15 protein-coding genes are annotated in these 15807 nt (G+C 64.3%); 8 read left to right on the forward strand and 7 right to left on the reverse strand.

From position 1 onward, the window contains the following. Positions 1-5: 5 nt before the first annotated feature. Positions 6-479: a GNAT family N-acetyltransferase gene (locus SLT36_RS00480; protein ID WP_432285285.1), complete on the reverse strand. Its 474-nt coding sequence runs from the start codon at positions 477-479 to the stop codon at positions 6-8. Positions 480-571: 92 nt separating this feature from the next. On the opposite strand from SLT36_RS00480, the gene SLT36_RS00485 reads away from it, so the two are divergent. From SLT36_RS00485 to SLT36_RS00500, 4 genes are all read left to right on the forward strand, one after another. Then, on the forward strand, positions 572-1009 hold the full coding sequence (locus SLT36_RS00485) for an EamA family transporter (RefSeq protein WP_432285286.1): 438 nt from the start codon (positions 572-574) through the stop codon (positions 1007-1009). A gap of 216 nt (positions 1010-1225) precedes the next feature. Further along, complete coding sequence (gene rsmI / locus SLT36_RS00490) at positions 1226-2125, forward strand: 16S rRNA (cytidine(1402)-2'-O)-methyltransferase (RefSeq protein ID WP_432285287.1); 900 nt, start codon at positions 1226-1228, stop codon at positions 2123-2125. After that, a complete protein-coding gene (locus SLT36_RS00495) occupies positions 2118-2489 on the forward strand; it encodes a YraN family protein (protein ID WP_067954578.1) in 372 nt (123 codons plus the stop codon). The genes rsmI and SLT36_RS00495 overlap by 8 nt, the downstream gene beginning before the upstream one ends. Positions 2490-2608: 119 nt before the next feature. Next, entirely contained in the window at positions 2609-2839 is a 231-nt protein-coding gene (locus tag SLT36_RS00500; protein WP_067954580.1) for a DUF3297 family protein, read from the forward strand. Positions 2840-2953: 114 nt separating this feature from the next. Here the strand turns inward: SLT36_RS00500 and SLT36_RS00505 are convergent, their stop codons facing one another. Both SLT36_RS00505 and SLT36_RS00510 read right to left on the reverse strand, forming a co-directional pair. Then, entirely contained in the window at positions 2954-3232 is a 279-nt protein-coding gene (locus SLT36_RS00505; protein WP_432285289.1) for an acylphosphatase, read from the reverse strand. 125 nt (positions 3233-3357) lie between these two features. Further along, the gene (locus tag SLT36_RS00510; RefSeq protein ID WP_432285291.1) at positions 3358-4728 is read right to left on the reverse strand and encodes a cytochrome P450; all 1371 of its coding nucleotides are present in this window, start codon (positions 4726-4728) and stop codon (positions 3358-3360) included. A 184-nt stretch (positions 4729-4912) separates the two neighbouring features. On the opposite strand from SLT36_RS00510, the gene SLT36_RS00515 reads away from it, so the two are divergent. Both SLT36_RS00515 and SLT36_RS00520 read left to right on the forward strand, forming a co-directional pair. Beyond that, positions 4913-5482, forward strand: a complete 570-nt coding sequence (locus tag SLT36_RS00515) for an NADPH-dependent FMN reductase (protein ID WP_432285293.1) — start codon at positions 4913-4915, stop codon at positions 5480-5482. A 139-nt stretch (positions 5483-5621) separates the two neighbouring features. After that, positions 5622-6068: a response regulator gene (locus tag SLT36_RS00520; protein WP_432285295.1), complete on the forward strand. Its 447-nt coding sequence runs from the start codon at positions 5622-5624 to the stop codon at positions 6066-6068. A gap of 68 nt (positions 6069-6136) precedes the next feature. On the opposite strand, the gene SLT36_RS00525 is transcribed toward SLT36_RS00520, so the two are convergent. Continuing rightward, positions 6137-8035: a PAS domain-containing protein gene (locus SLT36_RS00525; RefSeq protein WP_432285296.1), complete on the reverse strand. Its 1899-nt coding sequence runs from the start codon at positions 8033-8035 to the stop codon at positions 6137-6139. Between the two features lie 504 nt (positions 8036-8539). Here SLT36_RS00525 and gyrB point away from each other — a divergent pair. Beyond that, on the forward strand, positions 8540-10987 hold the full coding sequence (gene gyrB, locus SLT36_RS00530; RefSeq protein ID WP_432285298.1) for a DNA topoisomerase (ATP-hydrolyzing) subunit B: 2448 nt from the start codon (positions 8540-8542) through the stop codon (positions 10985-10987). 124 nt (positions 10988-11111) lie between these two features. After that, positions 11112-11777, forward strand: coding sequence for a Pr6Pr family membrane protein (locus SLT36_RS00535; RefSeq protein ID WP_432285299.1), 666 nt, complete (start codon positions 11112-11114; stop codon positions 11775-11777). Here the strand turns inward: SLT36_RS00535 and SLT36_RS00540 are convergent. Genes SLT36_RS00540 through kdpC form a run of 3 tightly spaced genes read right to left on the reverse strand, consistent with a single transcriptional unit; the run spans position 11753 to position 15806 of the window. Further along, positions 11753-12445, reverse strand: a complete 693-nt coding sequence (locus tag SLT36_RS00540; RefSeq protein ID WP_432285300.1) for a response regulator transcription factor — start codon at positions 12443-12445, stop codon at positions 11753-11755. The two genes, SLT36_RS00535 and SLT36_RS00540, sit on opposite strands and share 25 nt — an antisense overlap. After that, positions 12442-15180 (reverse strand): DUF4118 domain-containing protein, encoded by a 2739-nt coding sequence (locus SLT36_RS00545; RefSeq protein WP_432285301.1) that lies wholly within the window; start codon positions 15178-15180, stop codon positions 12442-12444. The genes SLT36_RS00540 and SLT36_RS00545 overlap by 4 nt, the downstream gene beginning before the upstream one ends. 56 nt (positions 15181-15236) lie before the next feature. Further along, positions 15237-15806: a potassium-transporting ATPase subunit KdpC gene (kdpC, locus tag SLT36_RS00550; RefSeq protein WP_432285302.1), complete on the reverse strand. Its 570-nt coding sequence runs from the start codon at positions 15804-15806 to the stop codon at positions 15237-15239. Position 15807 lies beyond the last annotated feature (1 nt).

A 15807-nucleotide genomic window follows, 5' to 3' on the forward strand; every position in this document is an offset into this window, starting at 1 on the left:
GCCGATCAGGCACCACGCTTCATCGAAAAGACGTTGAGCCCCTCGACGTCTTCCTCGATGCGCTGCCAGCCGAGGCGCTCGTAGAAGGCGGAGACGGCAGGTTTGGCGCAGAGATAGGCGGTGTCGAAACCCTGCCCGAACGCGGCGTCCGCCCCGGCCTGGACAAGAGCCGCGCCGATGCCGGACCTCCTGGCGGTTTCATCGACCCAGACGGCGGCCACCCAGGGCGAATATTGCGGCCGCGATTCGAGATCGTTGTCGATCAGGTGAGCGGTGCCGAGAAAGGTGTCGCCGTCATGGGCGACGAACGCCTGCGGCAGGCCGGTCGAGGCAAAATTCTCGTCGACGAGGCCCCTGATTAAGGCGCGTTCGTGGCCGTCCTGACGCCACCAGGCGTTCCAGATGCGGTCGGCGACGTCGCCTGCGAATTCCGGCCTGTCGCGCAGGTCGGAGATGGAATAGGTCTTGTGCGTCGCCATGGTATCAGCCTGATTTCGAAATTTTCAGGCGTCCGGTACAGCATGGGCAAGCAACGATCCAGCAGCCAAGAGATCAGAACGACGGAGCCAACATGAATTCATCCCTAGATTCCTGGCAGTTCTGGGCCATTCTCTCAGCCACTTTCGCGGCGCTGACGGCGATATTCGCCAAGGTCGGCATCGAGAACATCAATTCCGACTTCGCGACGCTGATCAGGACTGTGGTGATCCTTCTGGTGCTCGGCGCGATCATTGCCGCCACCGGGCAGTTCCAGTCGCTCGTCGAGATTTCGAGCAAGACCTATCTGTTCCTCGTGCTTTCCGGGCTGGCCACGGGGGCGTCGTGGCTGTGCTACTTCCGCGCGCTGAAGCTCGGAAACGCGGCGCAGGTGGCGCCGATCGACAAGCTAAGCGTCGTTCTTGTCGCGGTGTTTGGCGTCATTTTCCTTGGCGAGCGACTTGGCACGGCGAACTGGCTCGGCGTCGCGCTGATCGCGGCGGGTGCGGTGCTGGTCGCCTACAAGGCGTGAGGGTGGAGCCGCCTTGGCGGCGGCGTCGAGGCGGGAGATGAAAGCGTCGAAACGATGGGGCATGGCCAGTACGATTGCCTCTGTTCACGAATCGCTCTGTTCCGATCCGCGGCGGCGATTTGCTTCCCGCACTGTGGCAAAGCCATGGCAGAATCGATCACATCCTTTTGCAAGCCGGACCGGACCATGCCAAGGAGAAGGTGAAAGCGAGGCGGCGTGCAGAACAACGAAAACAAGCGGGTCTATGTCATCGGACAGACCGAGATCGCGGCGCGGCCGCTGACGCCTGCGCTCTATCTGGTGGCGACGCCGATCGGCAATCTCGGCGACATCACGCTGCGCGCGCTGGAGACGCTGGCTGGGGCCGACCATGTCGCCTGCGAGGACACGCGCGTCACCCGCGTCCTGCTCGACCGCTACGGCATCCGCCAGCGGCCGACCGCCTATCACGAGCACAATGCCGGCGAAGCCGGGCCGCGGCTGATCGAGGCACTGGAAAACGGTCGCAGTGTAGCACTTGTATCGGACGCGGGAACGCCGCTTGTTTCCGATCCGGGTTTTCGCCTTGTCGGGCAAGCACAGGAGCGCGGCATTCGCGTCGTGCCGATCCCCGGCGCCTCGGCGGTGCTGGCGGCACTGACCGCCTCGGGGCTGCCTTCGGACGCGTTCTTCTTTGCCGGCTTCCTGCCGGTCAAGGACGGCCAGAAGCGGACACGGCTCGAGGAGGTCAGGGCCGTGCCCGGAACGCTGATCTTTTTTGAATCGCCGCGCCGGCTGGCCGACACGCTCGTGGCGATGGCCGAGGTGCTCGGCGCGCGCCAGGCAGCGATCGGCCGCGAACTGACCAAGGCCTTCGAGGAAATCCGCACCGGCACGCTGGCCGAGCTCGCCGCGCACTATGCCGCGGCCGACACGCCGAAGGGCGAGATCGTCATCTGTGTTGCGCCGCCCGAGGAGCGGACCGAGACGGCCGACGACGTCGACAAGCTCCTGCTGTCGCTGGCCAGCGAGATGCCGGCGTCGAAGGCGGCGGCGGAAGCCGCGCGCATGACCGGCCAGCAGAAGCCAGCGCTTTATCGCCGATTGCTGGAGCTCCGGGAAGGATCCAGTGACTGACCGGCGCACCCGGCAGAAGGCACTGGGCCGCGGCCATCGCGGCGAATGGCTGGCCGCGCTTGCGCTGATGCTCAAGGGCTATCGGATCGTCGCTCGCCGCTACAAGACCAAGCTCGGCGAGATCGACTTGATCGCGCGGCGCGGCGACTTGGTGCTGATCGTCGAGGTGAAGGCGCGTAGAACGCTGGTCGAGGCGATGGAGGCCGTCGCCTATGGGTCAGAACGGCGCATCGAGGGCGCTGCCGATTTGTGGCTCGCGCGGCAGCCCGACTATGGCAAGCTTTCGGTGCGTTTCGACATGGTGGCGGTGCTGCCGCGTCGTTGGCCGGTGCATGTCGAGAACGCCTTCCAGGGGCGGAACTGAGCATCGAGCAGCCGTTGGCTCTTTACGCCTGCCGCCATTGCCCTTAACAGGCCTCGCAAAGCTCGCGATGCGGGCACGAGGTTCGCGCCCAGGGGGCGCCCTAGTTACTGGAGATGGCAATGTCCCTGCCCGACCGCCTGAGCAACGACCCGCGCAGTCCCTTTTTCAACGCAGAGGCGCTGGAGGCTGGCGTCGGCATCATGTTCAACGGCAAAGAGCGTCAGGACGTCAGCGAGTATTGCGTCAGCGAAGGCTGGATCCGTGTGCCGGCCGGCAAGTCCAAGGACCGCTTCGGCGAGCCGATCACCATCAAGCTCAAGGGCACTGTCGAGCCTTTCGTGAAGGCGTGATGTTGGCGAGCAGTACGCTGAACAACCGCCCCTAAGCACCACCCGGGTCGTGGTGCGTACCCCTTCCCCCCTCGACGGGGGGAGAGGAAGCGCCAGTCGGCGCGGTTGCGTTGGTCAAGCGGTGATGTTGAAGCCGGCGGAAGCGTCCGCAGGACTGGCCGTTTCCTGCACCACGCTGCGGACTTCACAGCCGGGCGGCCCTTGCCAAAATGCGTCCAGCATCGAGGTTACTGCCCCCTCAGGACCTGAGATCAGGGCGCTGACGGAGCCGTCTCGCTCATTGCGGACCCAGCCATTCAGGCCGAGGCGACGGGCCTCGCGCTGCGTCCAGATGCGGAAACTGACGCCCTGGACGCGGCCTGATATGCGGACGAGGACGGCGCGGTCGCTCATGTCAGCCTCCCTGTGGCGCTCCCGGATTCCCCGTCCTCTCTTTGTGGGAAGGCGGCGTCGAGCGACACTGACATCGCTCTGCCGAGCGTCGCGCCGCCCCTCCTCAAACGGGGAGAAAGATGCTGTCACCGCTGCGTCACTCGCATCGGCAGGCCGCCTTGCGGCTGGGTGGTCAGCTTCTGTACCGGCCATGGTTTTGTCTCGGCGACGGTGTCGAAGCGGAAGCGGGAGAGCAGGATGGCGAGCGCGATGATGGCTTCCTGCATGGCGAAACTCATGCCGATGCAGACACGCGGACCGGCGCCGAAGGGCAAATACTGGTAGCGGTCGATCCTGTCGCGGTTTTCGGGATGGAAACGCTCGGGCAGAAACGCGTCCGGCTTGTCCCAGAGCTTGCGATGTCGATGGACCGTCCAGGGCATGACCAGAACCTGCGCCTTGCGCGGGATCTTGAAGCCCTTGTATTCGTCCTCGGCGATCGGCTCGCGGTTGATCGATGGCGCCGGTGGGTAGAGCCTCAGCGCCTCTTCGAAGGCAGCACGGGTGAGCGGCATGGCGTCGAGCCACTTGACCGGGTCTGGCTCGCGGGCCAGCACCTCGTCGATTTCCTGCTCGATGCGGTCGCGCTCCCAGGTCGCCTCGGCGAGGCAATAGATGGTCCAGCCGAGCGCGCGGGCCGTGGTCTCGTGGCCGGCGCCGATGAAGGTGATGATGTTGTCTTCGATCTCCTGGCGCGACAGGCCATCGGGGCCTTCGGCACGCAAGAGCAGGGTCAGGAAATCCTCGGGCGCGCCGGCTGCGTCACGCACCAGCTTGTCGCTGCGCATCGCCACCGTGTCGGTGACGATCTTGCGGAAATAGGCCATGGTCTTGCGGCCGCGGATGCGGGTGAGGCGCGGCAGCCATTCGGGCGCGCGTAACAGGTCGAGCGGGTCGACGCGACCCATGGTCTCGAACAGCCGGTCGATCTCGTGGGCGAAGCTGCCGGCCTCGCCCGCGATCTCGCCCGAAAACAGCGTCTCGGCCAGAATCTCGTAGGTCAGCATTGTCATGTCGTGGGCAACATCGACGGTGCCTGAGGCGTCCTCGTAACGTTTGACGAAGTCGAGGGTGCGGGCGAGCATCGGCTGGGCGAAACCGAAAATATGGCGCGGGGTAAAGACCGGGGCCATAGCCTTGCGGGAACGCTTCCAGACGTCGCCCTCGGCGGTCAGCAGACCATCGCGCAGGATCGGTCGCAGGATCATCTGGCGGACGGTCGCCATCTTGTAGTTCTTGGCGTTGTCGACCAGCACGTGACGGATGAGCCCGGGATCGTTGGCGATGACCAGCGGACCGCCGACGCCGTTTACCGAAATCCACGGCTCGTTGTAGGACGGCTCGCCCCACAACTCGAGCGGATTGCGATAGACGATGCGCATCATCTCCAGCGTCGACGGCGGCGTGGTGCGCGGCGTCGGCGCGGGCGGGACGAAGGGTTCGGGTCTTGTGTCCATCAAATATGCCTCATCCGTGGAATGTAGGCATGGAGAGTGGGCACGTCCATGCGGCGGAACGGGACGATGACCGAGAAGTGACCGGGTTACCTCAAGGTGCCTTCTTGCCATGGCAGGGTCCAGGCGACTATCTCCCGCCAGTCACCTTTTGATACCGCCCCCTTACCTGCCAAGGACTGAAATCTTGAAACACCAGCTCAATATCGTCGTGGCCAGCACCCGCCCCGGCCGCGTCGGACCCGTTTTCGCCCGCTGGCTCGATGCCTATGCGCGCGAGCATGGCAAGTTCGAACCCGTCATCACCGACATCGAGGCCTTCGGCCTACCGATCTTCGACGAGCCCAGACACCCAAGGCTCGGTCAGTACGAGAACGAGCATACGAAGAAGTGGTCCGAGGCGATCAAAGCCGGCGACGCGTTCGTGTTCGTGACGCCGGAGTACAATTTCTTCGCCGCGCCTGCGCTGGTGAACGCGGTCAACTATCTGGCGCGCGAGTGGAACTACAAGCCGGCCGGTTTCCTGAGCTATGGCGGCGTCTCTGCCGGCCTGCGCGCCGTGCAGTCGGAAAAGATGCTTTTGACGACGCTGAAGATCATGCCGATCCCCGAGGCGATCGCCATCCCCGCCTTCACCCAGCACCTCGCCGAGGATGGCGAGTTCAAGTCGAACGCGCTGATCGAGGACAGCGCCAAGACGATGCTCAACGAACTGTTCCGCTGGAGCGAAGCGCTGAAGCCGCTCCGTGTCGGTTGACCACGTCGTTGCCTCAGGACCAAAATTGAGGCGACAAACATTGTCTTTGCGGAAATTCACCGCCCTGGCATGCAACCTATCCCTGACGGTGACGTTTGGCCATGCAACCAATCAACAGGGAGTACGCGTGTAGAGTGACATGATGAACTGCAAGGTGATGGTGGTTGAAGACGAGATATTCGTTGCCACCGAAATTGAAAGCATGCTCGAAGAGCTAGGACACCAACCGATCGGCATCGCCATGGACTCGGCGAGTGCCCTCGACTTGGCGCGGCATGCCGAAATAGCGCTTGTTGACCTCAATTTGCGGGATGGCCCTACCGGCCCTTCACTGGGCAAGATTCTTGCCGAACAGTTCGGCGTGACGGTGCTGTTCATCACCGCCAACCCTTCGCAACTGGGCGACGGCGTTCCCGGCACGATCGGCGTACTGCCCAAGCCGGTGATGGACGAAGAATTGTCTGAAGCGGTACGATATGCAGTGGCGCGCCGACACCGCCTTGCCGCAGAACCGCCAACGCGGCTGAAGCTGTTTGGAGCGGATAATTGCAATGAGCGCGAGGACGGACTTGGCGTAACCGCCTGACGAAAACGCGACGACTCAACACCATCAAGGGCGCTCCGGCCGAAGCCGCTGCGCCCTTTGTCGTCGCTTTAGCGCCGCAACGTTGCCGAACGGTTGAGCTGTGCTGCCGGCATCGTCAGTTCTACTTCGAGCCCATCCGCGTTCCAGCGCCGCTGCAGCGTGCCGCCAAGCTGGCCCTGGACGCTGAGTGTGATCAGGCGGCTGCCGAAACCTTCGCCGGCGGGCGGCCCCGAAACTGGCGCGCCACCCGTCTCCTTCCAGACCATGCGATACTTGTCGCCGCTCAAAACAGCGTCGATGACCACGCGGCCATCGGCCTCCGCCAAGGCGCCATATTTCGCCGCATTGGTGGCAAGCTCATGAAACAGCAACGCAAGCGGAGTGGCCGCGCCGTCGTCGATGGTGGCGTCGTCACCGTGGAAGGTAAAACGGCCGGAATCGTCGCCGACATGCGGAGCGAGCAGAAGCTCGACCAGGGCGCGCAGCGAAGACTGGTTGTTCTGCGGCCGCGATGCCTGGCTGTGCGGCCGGACAAAATCATGCGCCTTGCCCATCGCGCTGATGCGCTGCCTGAGTTGGTCGGCCAAGGGCTTGATGTCGGGATGGGACCGCGCCGACAGGCTGATGATGCCGTTGAGAACCGAAAAGATGTTCTTGATGCGGTGGCTGAGCTCGTGCGCGACGATCTCGCGCTCCTCGGCAACCTGCTTGGTTTCATGGATGTCGGTACAGGTGCCAAACCAGCGGATGATCTCGCCGGCCTCGTTGCGGATGGCCAGCGCCCGACCCAGTGTCCAGCGGTATTCGCCATTGGCATGACGCAGCCGGTACTCGATCTGGTAGGGCTCGCCGGTGGCGAGCGAATGGCGCCACAACTCCCAGGCGCGGTCCTGGTCGTCGGGATGGAACATACCTGCCCATGCCTCGCCATCCGTCGAACCGAGCGGCATGCCGGTGAATTCGTACCAGCGCGCATTGTAATAGTCATGGAAACCGTCGGGCCTGGTCGACCAAACCATCTGCGGCATGGTGTCGGCAAGCGTGCGGAAGCCGGCTTCGCTTGCCGCCAGTGCCGCCTCGACCGCCTTGCGCTCGGTGATGTCGATGACGACGCCCGGCAGACGCGGATTGCCGCCGACGGTTTCGAAAAACTTGCCGGTGGCAAGCACCCAACGGATACCGCCATCGTCGTCGACGAGGCGATACTCGGCCCGAAATCCGCCGCGATTGGCGATTGCTTCGTCGGTCTTGCGCGCGACGAAGTCCCGGTCGGCGGGATGGATGCGCCTGAAGAAGCCTTCAGCCGAAATGCCCTGTTCGGCGGCCGCGAGGCCGACGCCGAACATCTCGGCGAAACGGGCGTCGGCTGTGACGATCCGGCTGGTCAGATCGAGTTCCCAGGCACCGACGATGCCCGACGCCTCGAGCGCCAGCGACAGGCGCTCCTCGCTGCGGGCGAGTGCCTTTTCGGCACGTACGCGCTTGGTGGTTTCAGCCAGGATCGCAAATGCACCGACCGCCTCGCCGTCGTCGTCGAGCAACGGACTGTAGTCGAGCTCGAGCCAGACGCGTTCGGCGGCACCATTGCGCCACAGCACCAGTTCCTGATCCTCGTAGGTCAGCGTTTCTCCATCGAAGATGCGGTCGATGACGGTACGGTTGAACTGCGCGACCTCGGGCCAACTGTCAAAGACCGAAGTGCCGAGGCAGGCCGGATGCCTCGCGCCCGCGATGTCGCGATAGGCGTCGTTGTAGATCATCACGCCCTTGCGGCCGATGAGCAGGCACATCGGCATTGCCGATGCCAGCATGATGCGGATCGTCATGCGCACGACTGCTGGCCAGGAGCCGATCGGGCCGATCGGCGTAGACGTCCAGTCCAGGGCCTCGATGAGCCCGGCGAGTTCGCCTGAAACGATCGGATTGGAAATCTTGTCGTCGGCCTTCAATGGTCTTGTGGTCGGCATGGATGAGAATTTTCTCGCCTGAAATCTGTTGTAAAAAGCGTAGGTCGGCAAAAAGCGGGCCCCACGGCGTCAGACAGAAGTGGGACGGCAGTATTGACGAGCCTGAATGCGCCAGCGCGGTGTTTGTTCCAAACCCCGACTACATAGACGGAAGAGAAATCACATAGTTTCGCCAGTTTGCCAACAATAGGCAGCCTCCTCAGGCAACACGGCCAAGATGCTGCCGTTGGTCGGCCCCCGGTAGCAGCTTGTCGGCATTTTTGGCTCGCGTAGACGGCGTCTCTACTCGTTTTCGGCACCGGCTGCAGACGGCCCGGATGGGCCGAACCATCAAGCCGGAAGGCGAGGCGCCGCAAGGCCACGCGACGTGGCGTTATCCCGTCGCAAAAGCCCGGTAAAACTTGGAAAAACCACACTTAACGCCTATATCTCGGGTACCAACGGGCGTGCGATTCGGGGCCGATTTTGCCGCGTCCTCCTGCGGCAGTCAGACGAAAGTTTTTCATGAGCGACCAGTCCGAGAACCTTCCCGGCGCAGAAGCCGAGTACGGCGCAGATTCCATCAAGGTTTTGAAGGGGTTGGATGCCGTCCGCAAGCGCCCAGGCATGTATATCGGCGACACTGACGACGGCTCGGGCCTGCACCATATGGTCTATGAGGTCGTCGACAACGCGATCGACGAGGCGCTGGCCGGCCATGCCACGCTGGTGACGGTGTCACTCAATCCCGATGGATCGGTGACCGTGACCGACAACGGCCGCGGCATTCCGACCGATATCCACCCTTCGGAAGGCGTTTCCGCCGCCGAGGTGATCATGACGCAGCTGCATGCTGGCGGTAAGTTCGACCAGAACTCCTACAAGGTGTCGGGCGGCCTGCACGGCGTCGGCGTGTCCGTCGTCAACGCATTGTCGGTGTGGCTGAAGCTCAGAATCCGCCGCAAGGGCGAAATCCACGAGATGACCTTCAGCCACGGCAATGCCGTGGCGCCGCTGAAGGTGGTGGGACAGGCCGGCGACGAGACCGGCACGGAAGTGACCTTCCTGCCCTCGTCCGAGACCTTCACCATGGTGGATTTCGACTACAACACGCTGGAACATCGCCTGCGCGAGCTGGCCTTCCTGAATTCGGGCGTGCGCATCGTCTTGTCCGACAAGCGCCATGCCGACGTGAAGGTGCAGGAGTTGCTCTATGACGGCGGCCTGATCGAATTCGTGAAGTATCTCGACCGCGCCAAGAAGCCGCTGATCGCGGCACCGATCGCCATCCGTGCCGAGCGCGACGGCATCACGGTCGAAGTGGCGATGTGGTGGAACGACAGCTACCACGAGAACGTGCTGGCCTTCACCAACAACATCCCGCAGCGCGACGGCGGCACACACCTTGCCGGCTTCCGCGGTGCCCTGACGCGCCAGGTGACCGGCTATGCCGAAACCTCGGGCATTTCGAAGAAGGAAAAGGTCTCGATCACCGCAGACGACACCCGCGAGGGCCTGACAGCGGTGCTTTCGGTCAAGGTTCCCGATCCGAAGTTTTCGTCGCAGACCAAGGACAAGCTGGTGTCCTCCGAGGTTCGTCCGGTGGTGGAGAGCCTGGTCAACGAAGCACTCGGCACCTGGCTCGAGGAGCACCCGACCGAAGCCAAGACGCTGATCGCCAAGGTGGTTGAGGCCGCTGCCGCGCGCGAAGCAGCGCGCAAAGCGCGGGAGCTGACCCGCCGCAAGGGCGTGCTCGACATCACCTCGCTGCCCGGCAAGCTGGCCGACTGCCAGGAGCGCGATCCGGCCAAGTCCGAAATCTTCATCGTCGAGGGTGACTCGGCAGGCGGCTCCGCCAAGAGCGGCCGCTCGCGCCAGAACCAGGCGATCCTGCCGCTGCGCGGCAAGATCCTCAACGTCGAGCGTGCGCGCTTCGACCGCATGCTGTCGTCTGACATGATCGGCACGCTGATCACTGCGCTCGGCACCTCGATCGGCAAGGACGAGTTCAACGCCGACAAGCTGCGCTACCACAAGATCATCATCATGACCGACGCCGACGTCGACGGCGCCCATATCCGCACGCTTTTGCTGACGTTCTTCTTCCGCCAGATGCCGGAGCTGATCGAGCGCGGCCACCTCTATATCGCCCAGCCGCCGCTCTACAAGGTGACGCGCGGCAAGAGCTCGCAGTATCTGAAGGACGAGAGCGCCTTTGAGGATTACCTTGTCGATGTCGGTCTCGACGAGGCGTCGCTGACGCTTGCATCGGGCGAGGTGCGGACCGGTCAGGATCTGCGTACGGCCGTGGCCGACGCGCTTGGCGTGCGCACGCTGATCGACGGCCTGCATACGCGTTATTCCAGGCCGGTGGTCGAGCAGGCGGCGATCGCCGGCGCGCTCAACCCCGACATCTTCAACGATCTCGGCCGCGCCAAGGCAATGGCCGAAACAATCGCCCAGCGCCTCGACCTGATCTCGGAAGACATCGAGCGCGGCTGGACGGGCGAGATCGCGACCAGCAATGACGGCTCGGGCGGCTATGTCTTCGAACGCACGCTGCGCAGCGTCAAGGAAAGCATCCACCTCGACATGGCGCTGATCAACTCGGCCGACGCGCGCGCGCTTGACCGTTATGCTGCACGCCTTACCGAGCTCTATTCCCAGCCGCCGGTGCTGCGCCGCAAGGACAATTCGGAGACCCTGGCAGGGCCGCTGGCGCTGCTGACCGCCGTCTTCGCCTCGGGCCGCAAGGGCCTGACCATGCAGCGCTACAAGGGCCTGGGCGAAATGAACGCCGAGCAGCTGTGGGAGACGACGCTCGACCCGAACGTGCGCTCGCTGCTGCAGGTCAAGGTCAACGACGCCACCGACGCCGACGCGCTGTTTGCCCGCCTGATGGGCGACGAGGTCGAGCCGCGCCGCGACTTCATCCAGGAAAACGCACTCAGCGTTGCCAATCTGGATGTGTGATCCCTACGGGATTCAGGCTTGATGCGTCGCCCCCTTCGCTCAGCGGAGGGGGCGATTTTCGTTTCTGCGGGCGCATTGCGCCGACGGCCTGTTGATGTAGCTTGGCGGCTGAAATTACTCGGGAATGCCCGCTTTGCCCCTTCGCCGCAGCCTGGCCTTCATCACCGCAATTGTCGCATGGTCAGCGCTTGGGCTGCAGCTTGTGTTGCTGGTCGGGCAGATGACCGCCGACGGCGCGTCTGTCGTCGAGGCGGTATGGCGGTTCTTCGGGTTCTTCACCATCATCATGAACCTGATGGCTGCGGTGGTGGCCAGCGCCTTGGCGTTGAGCCCCGGCAGCGCGATGGCCGGGCGACGCTCGCGGCTGGTGACGGCAGCGGCGATCGTGTTCGGCGGGTTGATCTACTCGGTATTGCTGAGGGCGATCTGGCAGCCGATTGGTTGGCAGGCGGTGGCCGACCATGCCCTGCATGACGCGACGCCGGTCCTGTTCTTCCTGACGTGGCTCGTCTGGGATCACGTCGGGCTCAAATGGCGAGACGCGCTGTGGGCGGCGGCGCTGCCGCTGGCCTATTGCGGCTATGCCTTTGCCAGGGGTGCTGCCGACGGCTGGTACGCCTACTGGTTCCTCAATCCGGAAGCACTGAACTTCAAGCAGCTTACGGCCAGCATTACGCTGTTGACCGCAGCCTTTCTCGTCATCGCCGTCACCCTGATCGCGATAGACCGGTTGCTTGCAGGCCGTGACGCCGTCCGTCCGGCAAGTCAGTCGGGCTCGCGCAGCCTGTAGCCGACGCCGGTCTCTGTGGTGATGTAGTGCGGCTCGTCGGGGGTTTTTTCGATCTTCTGCCTGAGCTGGCGGACATAGACGCGGAGATATTGCACGTCGGCCGAGCCGCCCCAGACATGCTCGAGCAGGAAGCGGTGGGTGAGAACCTTGCCGGCATGCTGCACCAGTACACGCAAGATGTCGTATTCCTTGGGCGACAGCTTCACCTCCTGACCGCCAAGCCTGACGATGCGCTTGACCAGGTCGACCGACAGCTCGCCAGTCTGGAACACCGGCTTTTCACCCTGCTGCTGCAGCCGGTGACGAAGCGCGGTGCGGATGCGCGCGGCAAGCTCGTTCATGCCGAAAGGTTTTGTCACATAGTCGTCTGCGCCAAGTTCCAGCGCCTTGACGATGCCGGCCTCGTCGGTGCGGCTGGACAGGATGATGACCGGCACCTGCAGGCCCCCCTGCCGCCACGCGGCGAGCAGATCATGGCCGCCCATGTCGGGCAGGCCGAGATCGAGCAGGATGAGATCCGGCTTCTCGGCCTTGACCATGACCATCGCCGGCTTGGCCGCCGGTGCCTCGGAGATGGCATAGCCCTGGGTTGAAAGCCCGACCCGCAGCAGCTTGCGGATCGGCGGCTCGTCATCGACGATCAGGATCTTCACCGATGCGTTGGTCATGCAGTTTCGTCCAGGTTTGATCCGCCCAAGGCAGGTCCGCCAACATTTGGTCGCTCGACCGGCACCGGCATGGTGATGGTGAAGACAGCACCTGGCCGATCGGCGCGGTTGGAGGCGACGATTGTGCCGCCCATCGCCTCGACGAAGCCACGGCAGATCGACAGGCCGAGACCGGTGCCGGCGCGGACATGGTCGCCCTTGCGGACGCGATAGAACGTATCGAAGACGCGCTCCAGATCAGCCTGCGGAATTCCGGGGCCCTCGTCCATGAGCTGGATGACGACCGTCACACCGTCGGCCCAGCCGCGGATGCGGATCGTCGAGCCCTCGGGGGCATATTTCGCGGCATTGTCGAGCAGATTGAACAGAACCTGCTCGAACAGCACCGGATCAAGCTTCAGCATCGGCAGGTCGGCCGGCATATCGAGCTCGGTCTTGTGCTGTGCGGTGATCTTGGCCGCGCGGCGGAGCGCCGAGCCGACAATGTCGCCGACATAGTGCAGCGCCGCATTGGGCTCCATCGCGCCCGACTCGATCTTGGTCATGTCAAGCAGATTGGCGATGAAGCGGTTGAGCCGCTCGGATTCGTCGAGAACCGTCGAGACGAGCTCCGCCCTGCCCTCCTCGGGCAGCGAGACGCCGAACTCGCGCAGCGCGCCCGCCGCGCCCATGATGCTGGCGAGCGGGGTCTTGAGGTCGTGCGAGATCGAGGTGAGCAACGCCGAGCGCAGCCTGTCGGCCTCGACGGCAAGTCTGGCACGATCGACATCGGCGACGAGCTGGATGCGCTCGATGGCGACCGCCGCCTGGTCGGCCAGCGCATCGAACAGGCGCTGCTGCTCGGGCGTGAGGATCGGGCCCTGGCGGTCGTTGTCGAGACCGACGACGCCCACCGCCATGCGCCCCGTGCGCAGCGGCAGGTAAAGCCGCTTGGCGCCGGGCAGCGTGTCGGCGCCCCGGCCGGCGGCGCGGTTGTGTTCCCAGGCCCATCTGGCGGCGGCGATGTCGGCGTCGACGAGCGTGTCGTCGGGTGGATAGCCGGCCTTGACGGCGATGGTGCCCTCCTCGGGCAAAAGCAGGACGACGCGGACCCGGAGCATCGAGGCGATCTGGAAGGCGGTGGCCCAGAGCACGTCGTCGAGCGTACCGGTGCCGGCGAGCTTCTTGGAGAAGAGATAGAGGTCCTCGGTCATCCGGGCGCGCTCGCGGGCGGCGGCGGCCTGGCGCTGGACACGGCCGGTCAGGTTGGAGGCGATGACCGCAACGATGAGGAAGAACACCAGCGCGACCACGCTTTCCGGATCGGCGATGGTCAGCGTGTAGAGCGGCGGCAAAAAGAAGAAGTTATAGGCGAACGCGCTGAGCACCGAGGCAAACAATGCCGGCCAAAGGCCGAGCGTGACCGCCGAGCTCAGCACGGCCATCAGGAAGACCAGTGCGATGTTGCGAACATCGAGGAATTGCCGCAGCGCCATGCCCACGACAAGCGCGCCGACGACATGCAGCCCTGCCGTGAGATAGGGCCATGGGTCTAAGCGCCGCCGAGCTGGCGCCGTCTTCACGCCCTGCGAGGCAGGCCCCGCATCTTGCTCGGTGCCCGAGGTGACGTGCACCGAGATGTTGCCGGCCTGGCGGATCAGGTCATGGGTGACCGAGCCCTCGAAATACTCGCGCCAGCGCGACTTGGCCGGCTTGCCGACGACGATGTGGGTGAAGTTGTGGGTGGCGGCATGGCGGACGATGTCTGCAGCCACCGACTGGCCGGGAATGGTGATCGCCTCGCCGCCAAGCTGCTCGGCAAGGCGCATGGTCGCGGCGAGCCGGTCCTTGTCGGCGTCGGGCAGATTGGCCGAGCGCGACGTCTCGACATGGAGTGCCGCCCATGGGCAACGCAGGCGGTCGGCCTGGCGGCGCGCATAACGAACCAGCGAGGCGCCGCGCGGATGCTCGTCGACGGCAACCAGCACGCGATCGCCGGCCGCCCACGGCCCCTCAATGGCGTTGGCCTGCATGTGGGTCAGCAACTGCTCGTCGACGCGCTGGGCGGTGCGGCGCAGTGCCAGTTCGCGCAGAGCGGTCAGGTTGCCGGGCGAAAAATAGTTCTCGATGGCGCGGCGCGCCGTGGACGGTACATAGACCTTGCCCTCGTGCAGGCGCTTGATCAGGTCGTCGGGCGTGAGATCGATGATCTCGACGTCGTCAGCGCGATCGATGATGGAGTCAGGTACCGTCTCGCGCACGGTGACGCGGGTGATCTGGGCGACGATGTCATTGAGGCTCTCGACATGCTGGATGTTGAGCGTGGTGTAGACATCGATGCCCTGGCTCAACAGCTCCTGGACGTCGAGATAACGCTTGGGATGGCGGCTGCCGGGCGCATTGGTGTGGGCGAGTTCATCGACAAGTGCGAGCGCCGGCCGGCGCGCGATGATGGCATCGAGGTCCATCTCTTCGAGGGTACGCCCCTTGTAGTCGACTGCCTTGCGCGGGACGACCTCGAAGCCTTCGACCAGCGCCTGGGTTTCGCGGCGGCCGTGGGTCTCGACGACGCCGATGACAACGTCAGTGCCGTCGGCAAGGCGCGCGCGGCCCGACATCAGCATCTCGTAGGTCTTGCCGACGCCGGGGGCAGCACCGAGAAATATCTTCAGACGGCCGCGGCCTTCGCGCTCTGCCGTCTCGAGCAGCGCGTCCGGCGAAGGCCTGGCTTCCTTGTCCCTGATATCGTCTGGCATCTGTTCTTTTGCAGTCTGGCGCGCCGAAGTCCCACTGGAACTCCGACGCGACCTTGTCAGGGCGAAACCGCTGCGTCGAGGGCCAAATTGAGCTTGAGCACGTTGACCACCGGTTCGCCCATGAAGCCGAGTTCGCGCGCCTCGACATGGCCGTCGACGAGCTTGCGGATGACCGCCTCATCGGCACCTCGTGCCTTGGCCACACGTGCCACCTGGAAATAGGCAGCTTCAGGCGACAGGTGCGGATCAAGACCGCTGCCAGAGGCGGTGACCAGTTCCACCGGCACTGGTGCGCCAGGATCGCTCTGCTTCAGCGCCTCCACCTCGGCCTTGATGCGGTCGATGAGCTTGGCGCTTGTCGGGCCGAGGTTGGAGCCCGAGGAAGCGGCGGCATTGTAGCCGTCGCCGGCGGCAGAGGGGCGACCATGGAAGTACTGCTCGCCGGCGAAAGCCTGGCCGATCAGCTCGGAACCGATGATCTTGCCGTCCTTCTCGATCAGGCTGCCATTGGCCTGTCTGGGGAACAGCACCTGGGCGATGCCGGTCATGCCAAGCGGATAGGCAAGGCCGGTGATGACGGTGAGCGCGACGATCATGACGAGCGCAGGTCTGAGTTGCTTCAACATG

It is taken from the genome of Aminobacter sp. BA135 (assembly GCF_050859125.1).
In the GTDB taxonomy this organism is placed as follows: domain Bacteria; phylum Pseudomonadota; class Alphaproteobacteria; order Rhizobiales; family Rhizobiaceae; genus Aminobacter; species Aminobacter ciceronei.

Excerpts from the sequence above, each read along its gene's own strand:
- SLT36_RS00480 (WP_432285285.1), bottom strand. The coding sequence starts at position 479 with ATGGCGACGCACAAGACCTATTCCATCTCCGACCTGCGCGACAGGCCG.
- SLT36_RS00485 (WP_432285286.1), top strand. The coding sequence starts at position 572 with ATGAATTCATCCCTAGATTCCTGGCAGTTCTGGGCCATTCTCTCAGCC.
- SLT36_RS00500 (WP_067954580.1), top strand. The coding sequence starts at position 2,609 with ATGTCCCTGCCCGACCGCCTGAGCAACGACCCGCGCAGTCCCTTTTTC.
- SLT36_RS00505 (WP_432285289.1), bottom strand. The coding sequence starts at position 3,232 with ATGAGCGACCGCGCCGTCCTCGTCCGCATATCAGGCCGCGTCCAGGGC.
- SLT36_RS00510 (WP_432285291.1), bottom strand. The coding sequence starts at position 4,728 with ATGGACACAAGACCCGAACCCTTCGTCCCGCCCGCGCCGACGCCGCGC.
- SLT36_RS00520 (WP_432285295.1), top strand. The coding sequence starts at position 5,622 with ATGATGAACTGCAAGGTGATGGTGGTTGAAGACGAGATATTCGTTGCC.
- SLT36_RS00525 (WP_432285296.1), bottom strand. The coding sequence starts at position 8,035 with ATGCCGACCACAAGACCATTGAAGGCCGACGACAAGATTTCCAATCCG.
- gyrB (WP_432285298.1), top strand. The coding sequence starts at position 8,540 with ATGAGCGACCAGTCCGAGAACCTTCCCGGCGCAGAAGCCGAGTACGGC.
- SLT36_RS00535 (WP_432285299.1), top strand. The coding sequence starts at position 11,112 with ATGCCCGCTTTGCCCCTTCGCCGCAGCCTGGCCTTCATCACCGCAATT.
- SLT36_RS00540 (WP_432285300.1), bottom strand. The coding sequence starts at position 12,445 with ATGACCAACGCATCGGTGAAGATCCTGATCGTCGATGACGAGCCGCCG.
- SLT36_RS00545 (WP_432285301.1), bottom strand. The coding sequence starts at position 15,180 with ATGCCAGACGATATCAGGGACAAGGAAGCCAGGCCTTCGCCGGACGCG.
- kdpC (WP_432285302.1), bottom strand. The coding sequence starts at position 15,806 with ATGTTGAAGCAACTCAGACCTGCGCTCGTCATGATCGTCGCGCTCACC.